Consider the following 14543-nt stretch of genomic DNA (forward strand, 5'->3'; position numbering starts at 1 on the left):
TGCGCTCCCGGGAGCCGTGGCGACGGGATCGCGCGGAGGTTGCGCGCGGTCATGACCACGAACAGCGGGATGGTCACGATCACACGACGAGGCAGTCCGGGCACAGGGCGCCGATGCGGTACAGGCTCTGGAAGACGAGCCAGTGCACGAAGACGGACGCGGCCGTCGCCCCGACCTGCAGCCCTGCCCAGTACCAGCGGGCGAGCCGGGCGCCGGCGAGGATCGCCACGCCCGTCGTCAGGACCACGGTGAAGCCGACGACGCCGATGACCGGGTTGGGGAAGCCGAACACCGACGCCTGCGGAGACGTCATCACCGAGCCGCAGGAGAGCACCGGGTTGAGCGTGCAGCTGGGGAATGTGGTCCAGTCGAGCAGGATCGCGATCCGCTCCAGCAGGAGGGCGACCGCGCGGCGAGCCCCATCCCGCCCATGATGACCAGACCGGCCGAGCCTGCGCGATGCCGCCACAGCTGCGCGCCACCCCGTCGCCGTGCGCGCGGGCGCGGCCTCGGCCGGGCGGCCCGTGGGCGTTCCGGCCGTGCCGGTGGCGGCCTGCCTAGCCATCGAGGGCCGCGGTCAGCGCCCGCTCGAGGTCATCGATGCTGTCCACGGGCAACGGCGCGCCGTCGAGGAAGAACGTCGGCGTCCCGGTGACTCCAGCGGCCTGCCCGTCCACCTGATCGCGCTCGATGCGCGCCAGTGTCGCCGGGTCGTCGAAGTCCTCCTCGAACTGAGCTGCGTCCAGGCCCAGCTCTTCCGCGTAGTCGAAGAACAGGTCACGCTCAGCGGTCTGCTGGTGTCCGCACTCCGCCTGTCTGGTGAAGAGCAGGTCGGATATCTCCTCGTGCCGCCCCTGCTCGCCTGCGGCCTCGGCCGCCAGGGCCGCGTTCACCGAGCTGGCGTGCAGCGGCATGTAGCGGACGACCACCGCGACGCGCCGTACCGCTCCTTGAGGTCCTCGACCACCGCGTAGATCGCGCCGCACGCCTCGCACTCGAAGTCGAGGAACTCCACGAGCTCGACCTCCGCGCCGGTCGTCAGCCGCGGCGAGTCCGGGCGGTTGATGACGGCACCGGTACCGATCATGACGCCGTCGCTGAACAAGTCCATGGAGACCCCGGAGAAGATCCCCACGGCGCGTGTCCTGCTGCCGGTGGCGTCCTCGTCGGGTCGGCCGAGCCTGGCCTGGACGAAGACGGCCACCCGGTCGAGTCCGATGAACGCCGCACCGCCGGCGACGAAGGCCAGCATGGGGACCCACGCGGGGCTACCCGCCAGCGCCTCAGGCATCAGCTCCAGCCCCACCACCGCGAGCACGATGCCAGCGGCCAGGTGCAGCGCCAGGCTCAGCGTGCGGTCCGAGACCCGGAAGAACTCGGCAAGTGCCCCACCGGCGAAGTTGCCCAGCGCGGGCAGCGCCGCCAGACCGAGCACGAGCCAGTACGACGTCATCACCCCACCCTCCGCCGGGACCCGAGCCCGCGCCAGCGGCGCTGCTGCGACCGCGTGGCTCGGCGACGTCAGAGAGCGGCCGGACCGCCACTCGGCTTCGGCAGACTCCCGCCACCTTCCGCTGGAAGACCCGCGTCGGCTGACTTGTGGCGGGTGTAGCGGAAACGTTCGTTTACGCCTCTCGCAGCCGACATCGGTGTGGCGATCGGCGCCGGCACGGACGTGGCGATCGCGCCGGCGGGGTCGTCTTGGCCTCGGGCGACCCTCGCTCGGTCCTGTCGGTCATCCAGTTCTCGCGCGAGGGTTTAGGCGTGGGCAGGTGCAGGTGCTCGTGTGCTGTCATGACCTGTGAGTGCCAAGCCCGCTGGGCCCCAGCCTCTGCGCCCACTGCACGGGCAGTGCGTCGACGGCGACCGGAGCGGCCGAGGCCGGCCCGGAGGGGCGGTGGATCAGGTGAGCTGGAGGGTGGTCACACAGGTCGGGCTGCCCTCGGTCGTGCTGAACGGAACGCTGCCGCTCAGGTCGCCCTGGGTGATCTCGATCGTGCCCTCGACGCCTTCGGGAAGCCAGTAACCGACGAAGCCGTTGGAGTGCGTCGTGGCGCTCTCGTCGACGAGGACCGCACCGTCGGAGTCGGTGATTGTCACCTCCACCGGCTCGTCGACAAGTTCGCCCTGGCAGGTGGCGAGGCTGTGGAAGAAGCACTCGTGCGTGGTCTGGATGTAGGGCGCGATCGACACGTAGAACTGACCCTTGGCGAAGGGGAGGCCGATCTCTGTGGAGCCGTCGCCGAGGAGCACCTCGCCCTCGCGCACGGAAGCCGTGAAGTCCAGTGGCCGGTTCTCGGTGGAGGCGTCGAGCTGCGCGACGATCTCCTGACCGGTCAGGCCGTCGAGACCGAGATCGGCGAGCACGTCATCCTCTGACGTGGTGGCGGAGCAGCCGGCAAGCAGAGCGGCGCTGGCGAGGACAACGGTCGCGACGTGGAACCGAGAACGCATGTGCACATCCTCGCTCACAGTCGTGCATCGTGGACAGGGACACGAGCATCTCGCCGATCTCCATTGGCAGGACGAAGCCCAACTGAGCGAGAACACCGGCGACGAGGGGGACGGCGGCGGTGTTGTAGTCGGGCGGCTCACCACAGGTTCTGCGGTCATCTTCCGGTCACCCGAGGCACATGATGCGGCCTCTCCACCTTCGGGAGCCAGTAGCCCGATGGCCCGGAACAGTGGCCGTGGCCGCCGAGTGCGCCGTCAGCCGCCGCGCTGCCCGAGTGCGCCAGCTCTGCGTCAGCGGCTGAGGCCCTGAACCGGCTCATCAGCAAGCGGCGGGCTGCCCAGAGCGCGCATCCGACGCAGATGTAGACGCTGGGGGTGCTGCCCAGCTCCGCGGCATGGGGCCGAGGTCGGCCGCAACAACCACAGGTCCGAGTCGCGGGCGACACTGCGCGGCGCGGTCATGATCCATGATGGCCGATTCGGCGCCGATGGCGCAGCCGGGCACTGCGATCAGGCGCAGCACGACGTCGGCATCTGGTTGCGGAACAGGCCTGCGGCGATCCGCAGGCTCTCGGCCATGGTCAGGTAGGGCGCCCAGGTGTCTGCGATGTCGTCGACCGTCATGCCGGCTCTGATGGCGTAGGTCGCGGCGAGCATGATCTCGCCGGCGCTGTCGGCGAGGGCGTGCACCCCCAGGACCTTGCCTGTTGCGGCGTCGGCGACGATCTTCACGGTCCCTCGGGTGTCGCGGTTGACCAAGGCGCGCGGGACCTCTGAGAGGTTCAGCACTCGGGACGTGCAGTCGTGGCCGCGCTCGAGGGCCTCCTTCTCGCTCAGCCCGGCCGAGGCGAGCTGGGGGTTGGTGAAGACCACGGTGGGCAGGCCGGTGTAGTCGACCCGCGCCCCAGGACCGTCCGGGCCGGCCAGTGCGTTGGCGGCGGCAGCGCGGCCTGCGGCGGCGGCGACGTAGACGTACTGCGGGGCACCGGACACGTCGCCTGCGGCGTAGACGCGCGGGTTGGTCGTGCGCTGGAACTCATCCGTGACGACGAAACCCCGCTCGTCGACGTCGACGCCTGCTGCGGCGAGTCCCAGCCCGTCGGTGCGGGCCGCGCGACCGGTGGCGATCAGCAGCCGCTCTCCGCGGACCACAACACCGGACGCAGTCCTTACGACGACCTCGCCTCCGTCGACCGAGACGGCGACGGCGTGCTCTTCGAGGACGCCGATGCCGTCGTCGGCGAAGACCGCGCGCAGGCGTTCGGCCAGCTCCGGCTCGGCCCGTGGAGCCACGCGCCCGACCAGGGACACCCTCGCACCGAGGTGGGCGAAGAGCTGTGCCTGTTCGAGTCCGACGTAGCCGCCACCGATCAGCACCAGAGACCTCGGCACCTGATCGAGCTCCATGGCCGTCGTCGACGTCAACCAGTCCACGCCGTCCAGACCCGCCAGCTCGGGCACCGCCGGCTCGGCCCCGGTGGCCACCACGTACGCCTGGGCGCGCAGAGGCGTGCCCTCGACCGCGAGCGTGTCGCGATCAAGGAACCCGGCGTGCCCAGGCACGACCTCGAACCCATAGGCGGCAGCGACGTCGGCGTACTTCGCACCGCGCAGCTGCTCGATCAGCTCGTCCTTCTGCTGAACCAACGCCCGTAGGTCCACTCCACCTGCGGAGGTGGGAGCGCCGTCGAAGGGATTGGTCAGAGCGGAGTGACGGGCGCCGGCGGCCGCCAGGAGCGTCTTGGACGGCACGCAGCCGATGTTCACGCAGGTCCCACCGAGAACGCCGCGTTCGATCAGCACGACACTGTGCCCAGCCTGCCGCGCGGTGATCGCAGCCGCCATCGCCGCACCACCGGAGCCGACCACCGCCAGGTCCACGTCATGGCCCGCGCTCATGCCAGATCCCTTCGTCGCCGGTCCTTGCTCCAGGCATCAGCCTTGACCTTCCACCGCACTGGAAGGTCAAGGCCGGTAGGCTCGGCAGCTGGAGGCGATGTGCGTATCGGAGAGCTGGCCCAGGCGAGCGGCACCACGACCAAGACGCTGCGCTACTACGAACAGGCGGGGCTCCTCCCGGCGCCCGAGCGCACCATCACCGGCTACCGCGACTACGAGCCCGCGACCCTCCAGCGACTGAACTTCATCCGCCGTGGTCAGGCCGCCGGCCTGACCCTGGCGCAGATCCGAGAGGTCCTGCACGTACGAGACGCCGGCGGGGCGCCCTGCCACCACGTCCGCGAGCTGCTCGACAGCCGCGTCCACCAGCTCGACCGCCAGATCGCGCACCTTCAGGCGTTGCGCGAGACCGTCACCGAGCTGCGGGACGCCGCCGCCGAACCTGACCCAGGGGCCTGCGACCCGACCGCGGTGTGTCGGTACCTCTGAGCCGCGACCGTCATTCGCGCATCGGCGGCAGGTCAGGGGGCGGCGGAGAACCGTGACCGGCAATCGCCCGCCGACGACGACCTTCTCGCCGCTACCGGCAACGGACAACGGCTCTACAGCCCGAAGGCGCCGCCCTCGATGAGGATGACGATGCCCAGGCCGATCAGGACGAGGGGGAACAGGACGTGTTCCCAGCGTTCGAGGACTTCGGCGATGGGTCGTCGGGTGGCGACGTACCTGGCGGCCAGGACAAGCACGGCGACCAGGGCGAGGAACACGACGGCGTACGCGGCGGTCGCGGCGGGGCCGACGGTGAGGAAGACCGGCACGTAGACGCCGATGTTGTCGCCGCCGTTGGCGAAGGTGACCGCTGCGACGGTCCAGACGGCGGCGGCCTTGCCCGGGTCGTCATCGTCGTCGTCGCGGCCACGCCAGCCCCGCAAGGCGGCGTAGAGGCCGAGGAGCAGGGGGATGAGTCCGAAGTAGGCGATGGCGTCTTCGGGCAGGAAGGCGTTGGCGCCGAGTGCGACCAGGACGGAGGCGATGAGGATGGCGCCAAAGCCGAGGTACTGCCCGGCGATGATCTTGGCGGTGGCGCCTGGGGCGCCGGCGCCGCGGGCGAAGAACAGTGAGAGCACGATGATGTCGTCGATGTTGGTCACCAGGAACAGGCCGACGGCTTGCAGGGCGGCTACGGCCAGGTCCATCGAGGGGGCCCTTTCGGTTGGTTGCGGTGCGAGGCGCCGGCGCGCTACTTCGCGGCTGTGGCGGGGGCGGCCGATAGAGAGGACGACCGGGGTCGAATCCACACCCGAGGGGCGCTAGCATCGATCCATGCCGATGATTATCGCAAGTCCTGATGTGAGTGGCCGGGTCGAGCTGGCGCCTGCGGGGGCGTTGTTCCGAGGGCTGGGCGATCCGACGCGCCTGGCGCTGGTGCGCCGCCTGGCGACAGGCGAGGCGCGGGTCGTGGACCTGTGCACCGAGCTGGGCCTGAGCCAGTCCACCGTGTCCTCACACCTGGCCTGTCTGCGGGAGTGCGGGTTGGTCGACTACCGCGCGCAGGGACGCGCGTCGGTCTACCACCTGACCCGCCCGGAGCTGCTGGACCTGCTGGCTGTGGCCGAGGGCCTGCTGGCCGCGACCGGCAACGCGGTGGCCTTGTGCCCCACCTACGCACGTCCCACCACCTCTGACCCGATCACCAAGGAGAGCGCACGATGAGCGACGCCTGCGGCTGCAGCGACGACGAGACCACCCCCAGCGGCAAGGAAGCCGAGGAGCACGAGGCCGAGCGGCTGTGGGAGGTCAGCGAGCTCCGCTTCGCCGCCGTCGCCGGCGTGCTGCTCCTGGCGGGCCTGGTCGCAGGGTCCAGGGATCAGTCCGCAGTTGGGACGGTGCTGAACTGGGTGGCGCTGCTGGTCGGTGCGTGGACGTTCGTCCCCAGCACGATCCGGCGACTGGTCAAGGGCAAGATCGGCGTCGGGACACTGATGACGATCGCCGCGATCGGCGCGGTGCTGCTGGGTGAGGTCGCTGAGGCGGCCGCGCTGGCGTTCTTGTTCTCCATCAGCGAGGGCCTGGAGGAGTACTCCCTTGCCCGCACCCGCCGCGGCTTGCGTGCACTGCTGAGCCTCGTGCCCGCTACCGCGACGGTTCTGCGCGACGGTGCAGAGACCACGGTGGCTCCCGCTGAGCTGCGCGTCGGGGACTTGATGGTGGTCAAGCCCGGGGAGCGGGTCGCCACGGACGGGATCATCCGCACCGGTCGCACCGCCCTGGACGTCTCGGCCATCACCGGTGAGTCGGTGCCCGTGGAGGCCGGAGCCGGGCAGGACGTCTACGCGGGGTCGATCAACGGATCCGGGGTCCTCGAGGTAGAGGTGACCACCACCGCGCAGGACAACTCCCTGGCGCGGATCGTGCGGATCGTCGAGGCCGAGCAGTCCCGCAAGGGCGAAGCGCAGCGCCTGGCCGACCGCATCGCCAAGCCGCTGGTGCCCGGTGTGATGATCGCCGCCGCGCTCATCGCCGTCGCCGGGAGCCTCCTGGGCGACCCGGGCACGTGGATCGAGCGGGCCCTGGTCGTGCTCGTCGCAGCGTCCCCGTGCGCCCTGGCGATCTCCGTCCCGGTGTCCGTGGTCGCCGCCGTCGGGGCCGCCTCCAAGCAGGGTGTGCTCATCAAGGGCGGCGCGGCCGTGGAGGCCCTCGGCGCGATCCGCGGGGTCGCCCTGGACAAGACCGGGACGTTGACCCGCAACGCCCCGGCCGTCGTGGCCGTCGTCGCCGCGCCCGGCCGGACCGAGGCGCGCGTCCTGCAGGTCGCGGCCGCCCTCGAAGCGCGCAGCGAGCACCCCCTGGCGCGCGCCATCCTGGCCGCCGTACCCGCACTCAGCCCCGCGAGCGACGTGGAGGCCGTACCGGGGGCGGGTCTCATCGGGACGTTCGAGGGTCGGCCGGTCCGTCTCGGGCGACCGGGCTGGGTCCACGCCGGGTCCCTGGCCGGTGAGGTGGAGCGGATGCAGCAGGCCGGCGCGACCGCCGTCCTGATCGAGGAGGACGGCACGCTGCTCGGTGCCGTCGCGGTGCGCGACGAGCTGCGGCCCGAGGCCGCGCAGGTCGTGGCCCAGCTGCGCCGCGACGGATACCACGTCACCATGCTCACCGGCGACAACACACTGACCGCGACCGCCCTGGCCCGCGAGGTCGGCATCCAGGACGTCTACGCAGATCTGCGACCCGAGGACAAGGCCGCACTGGTCGCCCAGCTGCGCACCCAGCGCCGCACCGCGATGGTCGGCGACGGCGTCAACGACGCCCCCGCCCTCGCGACCGCCGACCTCGGCATCGCGATGGGCGCGATGGGCACCGACGTCGCGATCGAGACCGCCGACGTCGCGCTCATGGGCGAGGACCTGCGTCACCTGCCCCAGGCGTTCGCCCACGCCCGCAGGGCCAGGCGCATCATGCTCCAGAACGTCGGCCTGTCCCTGGCGATCATCATCGTGCTCATGCCCCTGGCCCTGACCGGTGTCCTCGGCTTGGCCGCCGTGGTCCTCGTTCACGAGGTCGCCGAGGTCTTCGTCATCGCCAACGGCGTCCGCGCCGGCCGGACGCGGCCCCTTCCCCACGACACGATCCCAGACACGACCGCGACGGCCGAGCGTGCAGCGATGGCCGAGCGTTGACCGCCCCGACCACTGACAGGCCGGTCCGGCCGGCGGTCTCACCGGTGAGGCGACGCCTGGCGGCAGGCGTGGGTGTCGTCCTGGTCGCGGCCACCGACCTCGGTGTGAAGGCGTGGGCGGTGAACGGGCTGCAGGATCGGGTGATCAGCCTGGGCGTGGTCGACCTGCGCCTGGCGTACAATCCCGGGGTCGCCTTCTCCGTCGGTGCCGGTGCACCGGCATGGCTGGTGCTGACCGTGACCGCGATCGTCACCGCTGCGGTCGGCGTGGTCGCCTGGCGCACCGCCGCTGCCAGCACCAACGTGCGGCTGGCTGCCTTGGCCCTGGTCCTCGGCGGCGCCACCGCCAACCTCGCCGACCGCGCCGCAGACGGCGTCGTCACCGACTACCTGCACAGCGGGTGGTTCCCGACCTTCAACCTCGCCGACACCGCCATCGTCACCGGCGCCGCCCTGCTGGTGCTGTCCACCCTGCAACAGCCCGCACCCGCAACACCGAGCGAGAACGGCACGATCGGTGCCCGGTGAGGGAACCCGAGCAGGCCTCGCGTTGAGCACCGCCACGAGTGCGATCGGCGGCCGATGCTCACATCAACGTTCGTTACGATGACCGTATGGCGACCGAGGGGTGCGACCTGCTGTGCCTGGACGTGTCGCGCGCCGAGGCAGTCCGTGCAGCACTGCCAAAGGCGCACCGCTCCCAGGCGATGGCGATCACCGCCAAGGCACTGGCGGACCCGGTGCGCCTTCGCACGGCGATGGCCCTGGCCCTGGGGGCCGAGTTGTGTGTCTGCGATTTGGCGTGGGTCGTCGGGGCCGCGCCGAACCTGGTCTCGCACCACCTGCGCGTCTTGCGCCGCGCTGGCCTGGTGACCTCCCGCCGACAAGGCAAGCTGGTCATGTGCCGGCTGACATCCCTGGGCGCGGCGCTACTGGACGCCCTGGGCGTCGCCGCACCGGATGAGAGTCTGTGGGCGGCAGAGTCTGAGCTGATGAAGGCGTCCGTCAGTGGATGAGCCGACCGCAGCCGGCGGACCTCCGGCTCAAGGCTCGGCCGCCCCGGCACGGTCGGGCCGGCCACTGACCGGCCCGCGGGCAATCCTCCTGGCCCTGGTCGTCGTCACCGGAGCTGTGGTGGCGGTCCAGCTGGCCGGCTTCCTGTCGGCAGGCCAAGGCCCGGCGGCAGAACGGTCCCCGGTGGCTGCGGGCAACAGGACGGTGACGGAATACGCACCCGAGGACCGAGGCGAACCGGTGGCCCTGTCGGGAACCGGGCTGACTGGTGAGGCGATCGACATCGCCGCATGGCGCGGCGATGTCGTGGTGATCAACGTGTGGGGTTCGTGGTGTGCGCCGTGCCGTGAGGAGGCACCGATCCTGGCCGCCACGTCGGCTGCGTACGCGGACCAGGGGGTGCGGTTCGTCGGAATCAACGTGCGCGACAATTCGGCCGCGGCGATCGCGTTCGAGGAGAGCTACGGGATCAACTACCCGAGCATCGACGACAGCAATGGAAAGGCCCTGCTGAGCCTGGCCGAGCACCTCCCCGGAGCCGGGGTCCCGGTGACCCTGCTCCTGGACCGTGACGGGAGGCCGGCGGCGCGCGTCCTGGGCGCGGTGCAGGAGTCGACCCTGACCGCGCTGGTGGACACGGTCCTGGCCGCGCCGATCGCTGGGTCGTCGTGAGCGCGGTCCAGGATCTGGTCGCGACCGGCCCGTTGCTTGCGGCCGCGGTCGTCGCGGCCGTGGCGGGGCTGGTCTCCTTCGTGTCCCCCTGCGTGTTGCCCGTGGTGCCCGGGTACGTGTCCTACGTCGCTGGCGGCGCCTTGCTCGATGAGGGTGTCGCGACGCGGCGACGTCCGGTGGTGGCGGGTACGGCCTTGTTCATCCTGGGGTTCGCCTCGGTCTTCGTCGCCTACGGGGCCCTCTTCGGCGGTCTGGGCGCGACGCTGCAGTCCTCGCAAGCGGTGCTCACCCGTGTCCTGGGCGTCGTGGTCGTGGTCATGGGGCTGGTCTTCGCCGGCTGGCTGCCCCGATCCCAGCGCCAGATGCTGCCGCGGCTGCGTCCTAGGTCGGGCCTGGTCGGCGCCCCGCTGATGGGTGTCACCTTCGGGCTGGGCTGGACGCCGTGCCTGGGCCCGACCCTCGCCACGGTGCAGACCTTGGCGTTCACCGAGGCCAGCGCCGGGCGCGGGGCGGTGCTGGCCGGCGTCTACGCCGCCGGGCTCGGACTTCCGTTCATCGCGGTCGGTCTGGGCATGCGCCGGGCACTGACCGCGACCGACTGGGCCCGCCGGCACACCGTGGGGATCAAACGCGCTGGTGCGGTCATTCTCATCACCACGGGTCTGCTGCTGGTCACCGGGGTGTGGGACCACCTCATGCGCGGCCTGCAGTCCACGGTCTCGGGCTACACCACTGTTCTGTGAACGACGTCGACAAACGAAGGGCGCCCACTGATGGTGAACCACAAGCACGAAGCGGCCGAACGCGCTGCCCGGCTGGCCGAGATCCGCGATCAGCAGCGGCGCGCCGAACGCCGCCGCACGGCGGTCATCACCGGCACGAGCGTGCTCGTGGCCGGGGTCCTCATCGGAGCGACGACCATCGTGCTCGTCGGCGAGCAGCGGCGCGCCGCCGAAGTCGCCGACGCGGCCTCGGGGGAGATCGAAGGCGTCGCGACCTTCAGCGACCTGTCAGCCGGCCACGTCCAGCAGGCGGTGCAGTACGAGCAGACGCCGCCGGTCGGTGGTGACCACGCGGGTGTGTGGGCCAACTGCGGGACGTACACCGAGCCGATCCCCAACGAGCTGGGGGTGCACTCTTTGGAGCACGGTGCCGTGTGGATCACCTACAGCTCGGACCTGCCGGGCGAGCAGGTGCAGCGGCTGGCCGACCTGGCCGAGGGCAACGCGTACGTGTTGCTCAGTCCGTTCGATGGGCTGCCCGAGGAGCCGGTGGTGGCCAGCGCCTGGGGGACCCAGCTGGCGCTGGAGACGGCGGATGACCCGCGCCTGGAGCAGTTCCTGGTCAAGTACCAGCAGGGTGAGCAGACACCGGAGCCAGGTGCGCCGTGCACCGGTGGGGTGGACGCCTGATGAGCGAGAACGCTACCGCGCCGCGCAGGATCCCGACCGCTGCGGTGGTGATCCTCGTGGCCGCCGTGGTCGGAGTCGCCGGCCTGGTCGCCGGCTCGGCCTTCACCAGTGGAGGGGAACCTGTCCCGCGGCCGGCTGAGGGGTCCGCCGAGGCTGGGTTCGCCCGCGACATGCAGGCGCACCACGCCCAGGCGGTGCAGATGTCCACGGTGGTGCGTGACGCTACGGAGGACCCCGAGGTCCGGTCCCTGGCGCTGGACATCATGCTCACCCAGCAGCAGCAGGCTGGGCAGATGTACGGCTGGCTGGAGCAGTGGGACCTGCCGCAGGCCAGCCTGGCCGCGCCGATGCAATGGACGAGCGAAACCGACTCCGGCATGGGGCCCATTGAGCACGGTGCTGACGCGACCGCGGCGCCGGGATCCGACGCAGTGATGCCTGGGATGGTGAGCGATGAGGACCTGGGCAGGCTCGCCGACGCAGGAGGGGTCAACGCCGAGGTGCTGTACCTGCGGCTCATGGTGGCGCACCATGAAGGCGGCGTGGCCATGGCTCAGGCGGCGCTCGACCTGGTCGAGGACGACGACGTCCGTCGTCTGGCGCAGGCGATCGTCAGCTCCCAGACCGCCGAGCTCGCGGTGCTCAACGACATGCTCGACGCGCGGGAAGCCGCGTCGACGGGCCAGTGACCGAGCCAATCGACGCCTGGCCCGGCAGCGCCGTCGCCGAGGCCGCGGGATCCCGGCCGATCGGGGACGCGCTCGAGGATGCTGCGGTCAGTGACCGTCTTGAGGAGGCGGCTCGGCCTGGAGTGATGGCGATGCCACCGCGCCCGACGGGGCAGGGGCTACGGGCATGGGGTCGGTGGGCGTGGCGGACGCTGACGTCCATGCGGACCGCGGTGCTGCTCTTGCTGGCTCTGGCCCTGGCCGCCGTGCCCGGGTCGCTGCTTCCCCAGCGGGGGGTCGCGTTCGATCCCGGCGCCGTGACCCGCTTCGTGGCTGACAACCCGGTGGTAGGCCCGTTGTTGGACCGGCTGGGGTTCTTCGAGGTGTACTCCTCGCCCTGGTTCGCGGCGATCTACCTACTGCTCATGGTGTCCATGACTGGATGCGTCCTGCCGCGCGCCGCGCGCCTGTGGCGGTCGACGCGCGCCGAACCCCCACGGGCGCCGACCAATCTCGCGCGCTTGGACGGCCACCGTCGTACGACCGTGGACGCCGAACGGGCGCAGGTCCTGCAGGCGGCCGCGTCTCACCTGAGGGCACGGAGGTTCCGCGTCGTTGTCGACGACGATTCCGTGCGGGCAGAGAAGGGGTACTTGCGCGAGGCCGGCAACCTGGTGTTCCACCTGTCGCTGCTGGTGCTGCTCTTGGGTGTCGCGATCGGGTCGCTCTTCGGTTTCGAGGGGCGGGTGATCGTCGTGGAAGGTGCTTCCTTCACGAACACGCGGCTGCAGTACGACGAGTTCACCCCCGGGCCTTTGACTGACGCCGAGGCGCTGAGTCCGTTCTCGGTCACGCTGGACGACTTCACCGCCAGGTTCGAGACGGCCGGGCCCCAACGCGGCAGCGCCCGGGAGTTTCAGGCCGACCTGACTGTGCTGCGCACGCCCGGAGGCGACGCGCAGAAGGTCACCGTCGAGGTGAACCACCCGCTGCAGGTGGAGGGGACCAAGATGTTCCTCACTGGCCACGGTTACGCCCCGGTGGTGAGCGTCACCGATGGCCGCGGTCAGACGGTGTTCTCCGGGCCGGTGGTGTTCGTGCCCTTCGACGGTAACCTCTCCTCCGAGGGCGTGATCAAGGTCCCGGACGGGCAACCGACCCAGCTGGGGTTCGAAGGGTTCTTCCTCCCCACTGCCTCCGTCGACCCGGAGGCCGGGCCTCGATCGCTGTACCCGGACCTGGTCGATCCCCAGCTGCTGCTGACCGCCTACACCGGTGACCTCGGCCTGGGCGACGGCGCACCGCAGTCGGTCTTCCGCCTGGACAAGACCGATCTGAGCCAGGTCATGGACGGGGGCGAGCCGTTTGCGCGCGCTCTGCGACCCGGTGCGTCGATGACGTTGCCCGACGGGCAGGGGACCCTGACGTTCGAGTCGGTCTCGCGGTTCGCGAACTTTCAGATCGCTTACGACCCCGGCAAGGAACTCTCCTTGGTCGCCGGGGTCACCCTGCTGCTGGGCCTGACGGTCTCACTGGCGGTCCGCCGACGCCGGGTCTGGGTCCGTGTCACCGCAGCGTCCGCAGGCGGCGCCGTTACCGTCGAGGCTGCCAGCTACGCCCTGACCCGACGTGAGCCGGTCCCCGGCGAGCTCTCGTCGCTGCTCGCCGTCCTGCCAGGCGCCGAACCGGCCGGCAACCGCACTGCCCCGCACGACCGAGAGGACTGAACATGCCCACCCCCACCCTCCTGGCCGAGCTGAGCGACCGGCTCATCTACAGCGCCATCGCGGTCTACGCGTTGGCGATGCTCGCCTACGCCTACCAGGCCGCGCGCCGATCTCGCCCGGCAGCGGACGACGCGCCTCTCCTCGAGCCGGTCGCCGCCGGCAGACATGGCGCCGTGCTCGCCCCCCAGTCGCCGGCCTCCGCGGCCCCGCCTGGGATCCGCGACGCAGCCACGCGTCGCACGGAGCGGATCGCTGCGGCACTGACCACGCTGGCGTTCGTGCTGCACCTGGCCGGGGTCGTGGCCCGGGGTCTGGCGGCGGGCCGCGCGCCGTGGGGCAACATGTATGAGTTCACGGCCGCCGCCACACTGGCCGCCACGGCCGCCTATCTGGTGTTCTTGCGACGCCAGCCGGTGCGGGACCTGGGTGTGTGGATCCTCGCGCTGGTCACCTTGTGCCTGGGGCTGGCCGTGACGGTGCTGTACACCCCGGCGGGGGACCTGGTCCCGGCGCTGAACTCCTACTGGTTGGTCGTCCACGTCGCGGCGGCCATCATCGCCGGTGGCGTCTTCACCGTCGGGGCCGCCGCAACCGGCCTGTACCTGCTGCGCCGCCGCGCTGACGCGCGCGACGCCGACGGGGAGGCGACCCGGGGCTACGCCGGGCGGCTGCCCGCAGCCGCCGCCCTGGAACGCGTGGCTCATACCGCCCACGTGTTCGCCTTCCCGGTGTGGACGTTCGCCGTGCTGGCCGGCGCGATCTGGGCCGAGGACTCCTGGGGTCGGTACTGGGGCTGGGACCCCAAGGAGACCTGGGCCTTCATCACCTGGGTGCTCTACGCCGCCTACCTGCACGCCCAGTCCACCGCCGGGTGGCGCGGAAGGAAGGCCGGGTGGCTCGCCCTGGCCGGATACGCCGCATTCCTGTTCAACTTCGTCGGCGTGAACCTGTTCATCACCGGCCTGCACTCCTATGCCGGCGTCTGACGACCGGCCGATGCCGGTGCGCACCCGGAGGGTGG

17 protein-coding genes are annotated in these 14543 nt (G+C 71.1%); 11 read left to right on the forward strand and 6 right to left on the reverse strand.

The window, feature by feature from the left end:
* Nucleotides 1–79: 79 nt before the first annotated feature.
* From LG379_RS03650 to merA, 5 genes are all read right to left on the reverse strand, one after another.
* Nucleotides 80–469, reverse strand: a complete 390-nt coding sequence (locus tag LG379_RS03650) for a vitamin K epoxide reductase family protein (RefSeq protein ID WP_225753204.1) — start codon at nucleotides 467–469, stop codon at nucleotides 80–82.
* Nucleotides 470–557: 88 nt separating this feature from the next.
* Nucleotides 558–914 (reverse strand): DsbA family protein, encoded by a 357-nt coding sequence (locus tag LG379_RS03655; RefSeq protein WP_161784005.1) that lies wholly within the window; start codon nucleotides 912–914, stop codon nucleotides 558–560.
* Nucleotides 890–1453 carry a hypothetical protein gene (locus tag LG379_RS03660; RefSeq protein WP_188484735.1) on the reverse strand — a complete coding sequence of 188 codons (564 nt, stop codon included), beginning with the start codon at nucleotides 1451–1453 and terminating at the stop codon, nucleotides 890–892. The genes LG379_RS03655 and LG379_RS03660 overlap by 25 nt, the downstream gene beginning before the upstream one ends.
* A 449-nt stretch (nucleotides 1454–1902) precedes the next feature.
* Nucleotides 1903–2472: a CueP family metal-binding protein gene (locus LG379_RS03665; protein WP_225753206.1), complete on the reverse strand. Its 570-nt coding sequence runs from the start codon at nucleotides 2470–2472 to the stop codon at nucleotides 1903–1905.
* 492 nt (nucleotides 2473–2964) lie between these two features.
* A complete protein-coding gene (gene merA / locus LG379_RS03670) occupies nucleotides 2965–4353 on the reverse strand; it encodes a mercury(II) reductase (protein ID WP_043601976.1) in 1389 nt (462 codons plus the stop codon).
* 99 nt (nucleotides 4354–4452) lie between these two features.
* Between merA and LG379_RS03675 the strand changes: the two genes are divergently transcribed.
* The gene (locus LG379_RS03675) at nucleotides 4453–4842 is read left to right on the forward strand and encodes a heavy metal-responsive transcriptional regulator (protein ID WP_043601974.1); all 390 of its coding nucleotides are present in this window, start codon (nucleotides 4453–4455) and stop codon (nucleotides 4840–4842) included.
* A 113-nt stretch (nucleotides 4843–4955) separates the two neighbouring features.
* Here the strand turns inward: LG379_RS03675 and LG379_RS03680 are convergent, their stop codons facing one another.
* Entirely contained in the window at nucleotides 4956–5549 is a 594-nt protein-coding gene (locus tag LG379_RS03680) for a cadmium resistance transporter (protein ID WP_043601971.1), read from the reverse strand.
* A gap of 127 nt (nucleotides 5550–5676) precedes the next feature.
* On the opposite strand from LG379_RS03680, the gene LG379_RS03685 reads away from it, so the two are divergent.
* From LG379_RS03685 to ccsB, 10 genes are all read left to right on the forward strand, one after another.
* Nucleotides 5677–6066, forward strand: coding sequence for a helix-turn-helix transcriptional regulator (locus LG379_RS03685; protein ID WP_188484734.1), 390 nt, complete (start codon nucleotides 5677–5679; stop codon nucleotides 6064–6066).
* Entirely contained in the window at nucleotides 6063–8030 is a 1968-nt protein-coding gene (locus LG379_RS03690; protein ID WP_225753207.1) for a cation-translocating P-type ATPase, read from the forward strand. The genes LG379_RS03685 and LG379_RS03690 overlap by 4 nt, the downstream gene beginning before the upstream one ends.
* 44 nt (nucleotides 8031–8074) lie before the next feature.
* A complete protein-coding gene (locus LG379_RS03695) occupies nucleotides 8075–8557 on the forward strand; it encodes a signal peptidase II (protein ID WP_161915743.1) in 483 nt (160 codons plus the stop codon).
* Nucleotides 8558–8643: 86 nt separating this feature from the next.
* Nucleotides 8644–9045: a helix-turn-helix transcriptional regulator gene (locus LG379_RS03700; RefSeq protein ID WP_161915742.1), complete on the forward strand. Its 402-nt coding sequence runs from the start codon at nucleotides 8644–8646 to the stop codon at nucleotides 9043–9045.
* Between the two features lie 118 nt (nucleotides 9046–9163).
* Nucleotides 9164–9715, forward strand: a complete 552-nt coding sequence (locus tag LG379_RS03705) for a TlpA disulfide reductase family protein (protein ID WP_013882298.1) — start codon at nucleotides 9164–9166, stop codon at nucleotides 9713–9715.
* Entirely contained in the window at nucleotides 9712–10458 is a 747-nt protein-coding gene (locus tag LG379_RS03710; RefSeq protein ID WP_225753208.1) for a cytochrome c biogenesis CcdA family protein, read from the forward strand. Before LG379_RS03705 ends, LG379_RS03710 begins: the two co-directional genes overlap by 4 nt.
* Before the next feature lie 30 nt (nucleotides 10459–10488).
* Nucleotides 10489–11127: a DUF3105 domain-containing protein gene (locus LG379_RS03715; RefSeq protein WP_225753209.1), complete on the forward strand. Its 639-nt coding sequence runs from the start codon at nucleotides 10489–10491 to the stop codon at nucleotides 11125–11127.
* Entirely contained in the window at nucleotides 11127–11816 is a 690-nt protein-coding gene (locus tag LG379_RS03720; RefSeq protein ID WP_225753210.1) for a DUF305 domain-containing protein, read from the forward strand. The genes LG379_RS03715 and LG379_RS03720 overlap by 1 nt, the downstream gene beginning before the upstream one ends.
* Nucleotides 11817–12016: 200 nt before the next feature.
* Entirely contained in the window at nucleotides 12017–13522 is a 1506-nt protein-coding gene (locus LG379_RS03725) for a cytochrome c biogenesis protein ResB (protein WP_225753211.1), read from the forward strand.
* 2 nt (nucleotides 13523–13524) lie between these two features.
* Entirely contained in the window at nucleotides 13525–14508 is a 984-nt protein-coding gene (gene ccsB, locus LG379_RS03730) for a c-type cytochrome biogenesis protein CcsB (protein ID WP_225753212.1), read from the forward strand.
* Nucleotides 14509–14543: the final 35 nt, after the last annotated feature.

The organism is Actinotalea sp. Marseille-Q4924, assembly GCF_916618755.1.
In the GTDB taxonomy this organism is placed as follows: domain Bacteria; phylum Actinomycetota; class Actinomycetes; order Actinomycetales; family Cellulomonadaceae; genus Actinotalea.

Excerpts from the sequence above, each read along its gene's own strand:
- LG379_RS03655 (WP_161784005.1), bottom strand. The coding sequence starts at position 914 with ATGCCGCTGCACGCCAGCTCGGTGAACGCGGCCCTGGCGGCCGAGGCC.
- LG379_RS03660 (WP_188484735.1), bottom strand. The coding sequence starts at position 1,453 with ATGACGTCGTACTGGCTCGTGCTCGGTCTGGCGGCGCTGCCCGCGCTG.
- merA (WP_043601976.1), bottom strand. The coding sequence starts at position 4,353 with ATGAGCGCGGGCCATGACGTGGACCTGGCGGTGGTCGGCTCCGGTGGT.
- LG379_RS03680 (WP_043601971.1), bottom strand. The coding sequence starts at position 5,549 with ATGGACCTGGCCGTAGCCGCCCTGCAAGCCGTCGGCCTGTTCCTGGTG.
- LG379_RS03685 (WP_188484734.1), top strand. The coding sequence starts at position 5,677 with ATGCCGATGATTATCGCAAGTCCTGATGTGAGTGGCCGGGTCGAGCTG.
- LG379_RS03690 (WP_225753207.1), top strand. The coding sequence starts at position 6,063 with ATGAGCGACGCCTGCGGCTGCAGCGACGACGAGACCACCCCCAGCGGC.
- LG379_RS03700 (WP_161915742.1), top strand. The coding sequence starts at position 8,644 with ATGGCGACCGAGGGGTGCGACCTGCTGTGCCTGGACGTGTCGCGCGCC.
- LG379_RS03715 (WP_225753209.1), top strand. The coding sequence starts at position 10,489 with ATGGTGAACCACAAGCACGAAGCGGCCGAACGCGCTGCCCGGCTGGCC.
- LG379_RS03720 (WP_225753210.1), top strand. The coding sequence starts at position 11,127 with ATGAGCGAGAACGCTACCGCGCCGCGCAGGATCCCGACCGCTGCGGTG.
- LG379_RS03725 (WP_225753211.1), top strand. The coding sequence starts at position 12,017 with ATGCGGACCGCGGTGCTGCTCTTGCTGGCTCTGGCCCTGGCCGCCGTG.
- ccsB (WP_225753212.1), top strand. The coding sequence starts at position 13,525 with ATGCCCACCCCCACCCTCCTGGCCGAGCTGAGCGACCGGCTCATCTAC.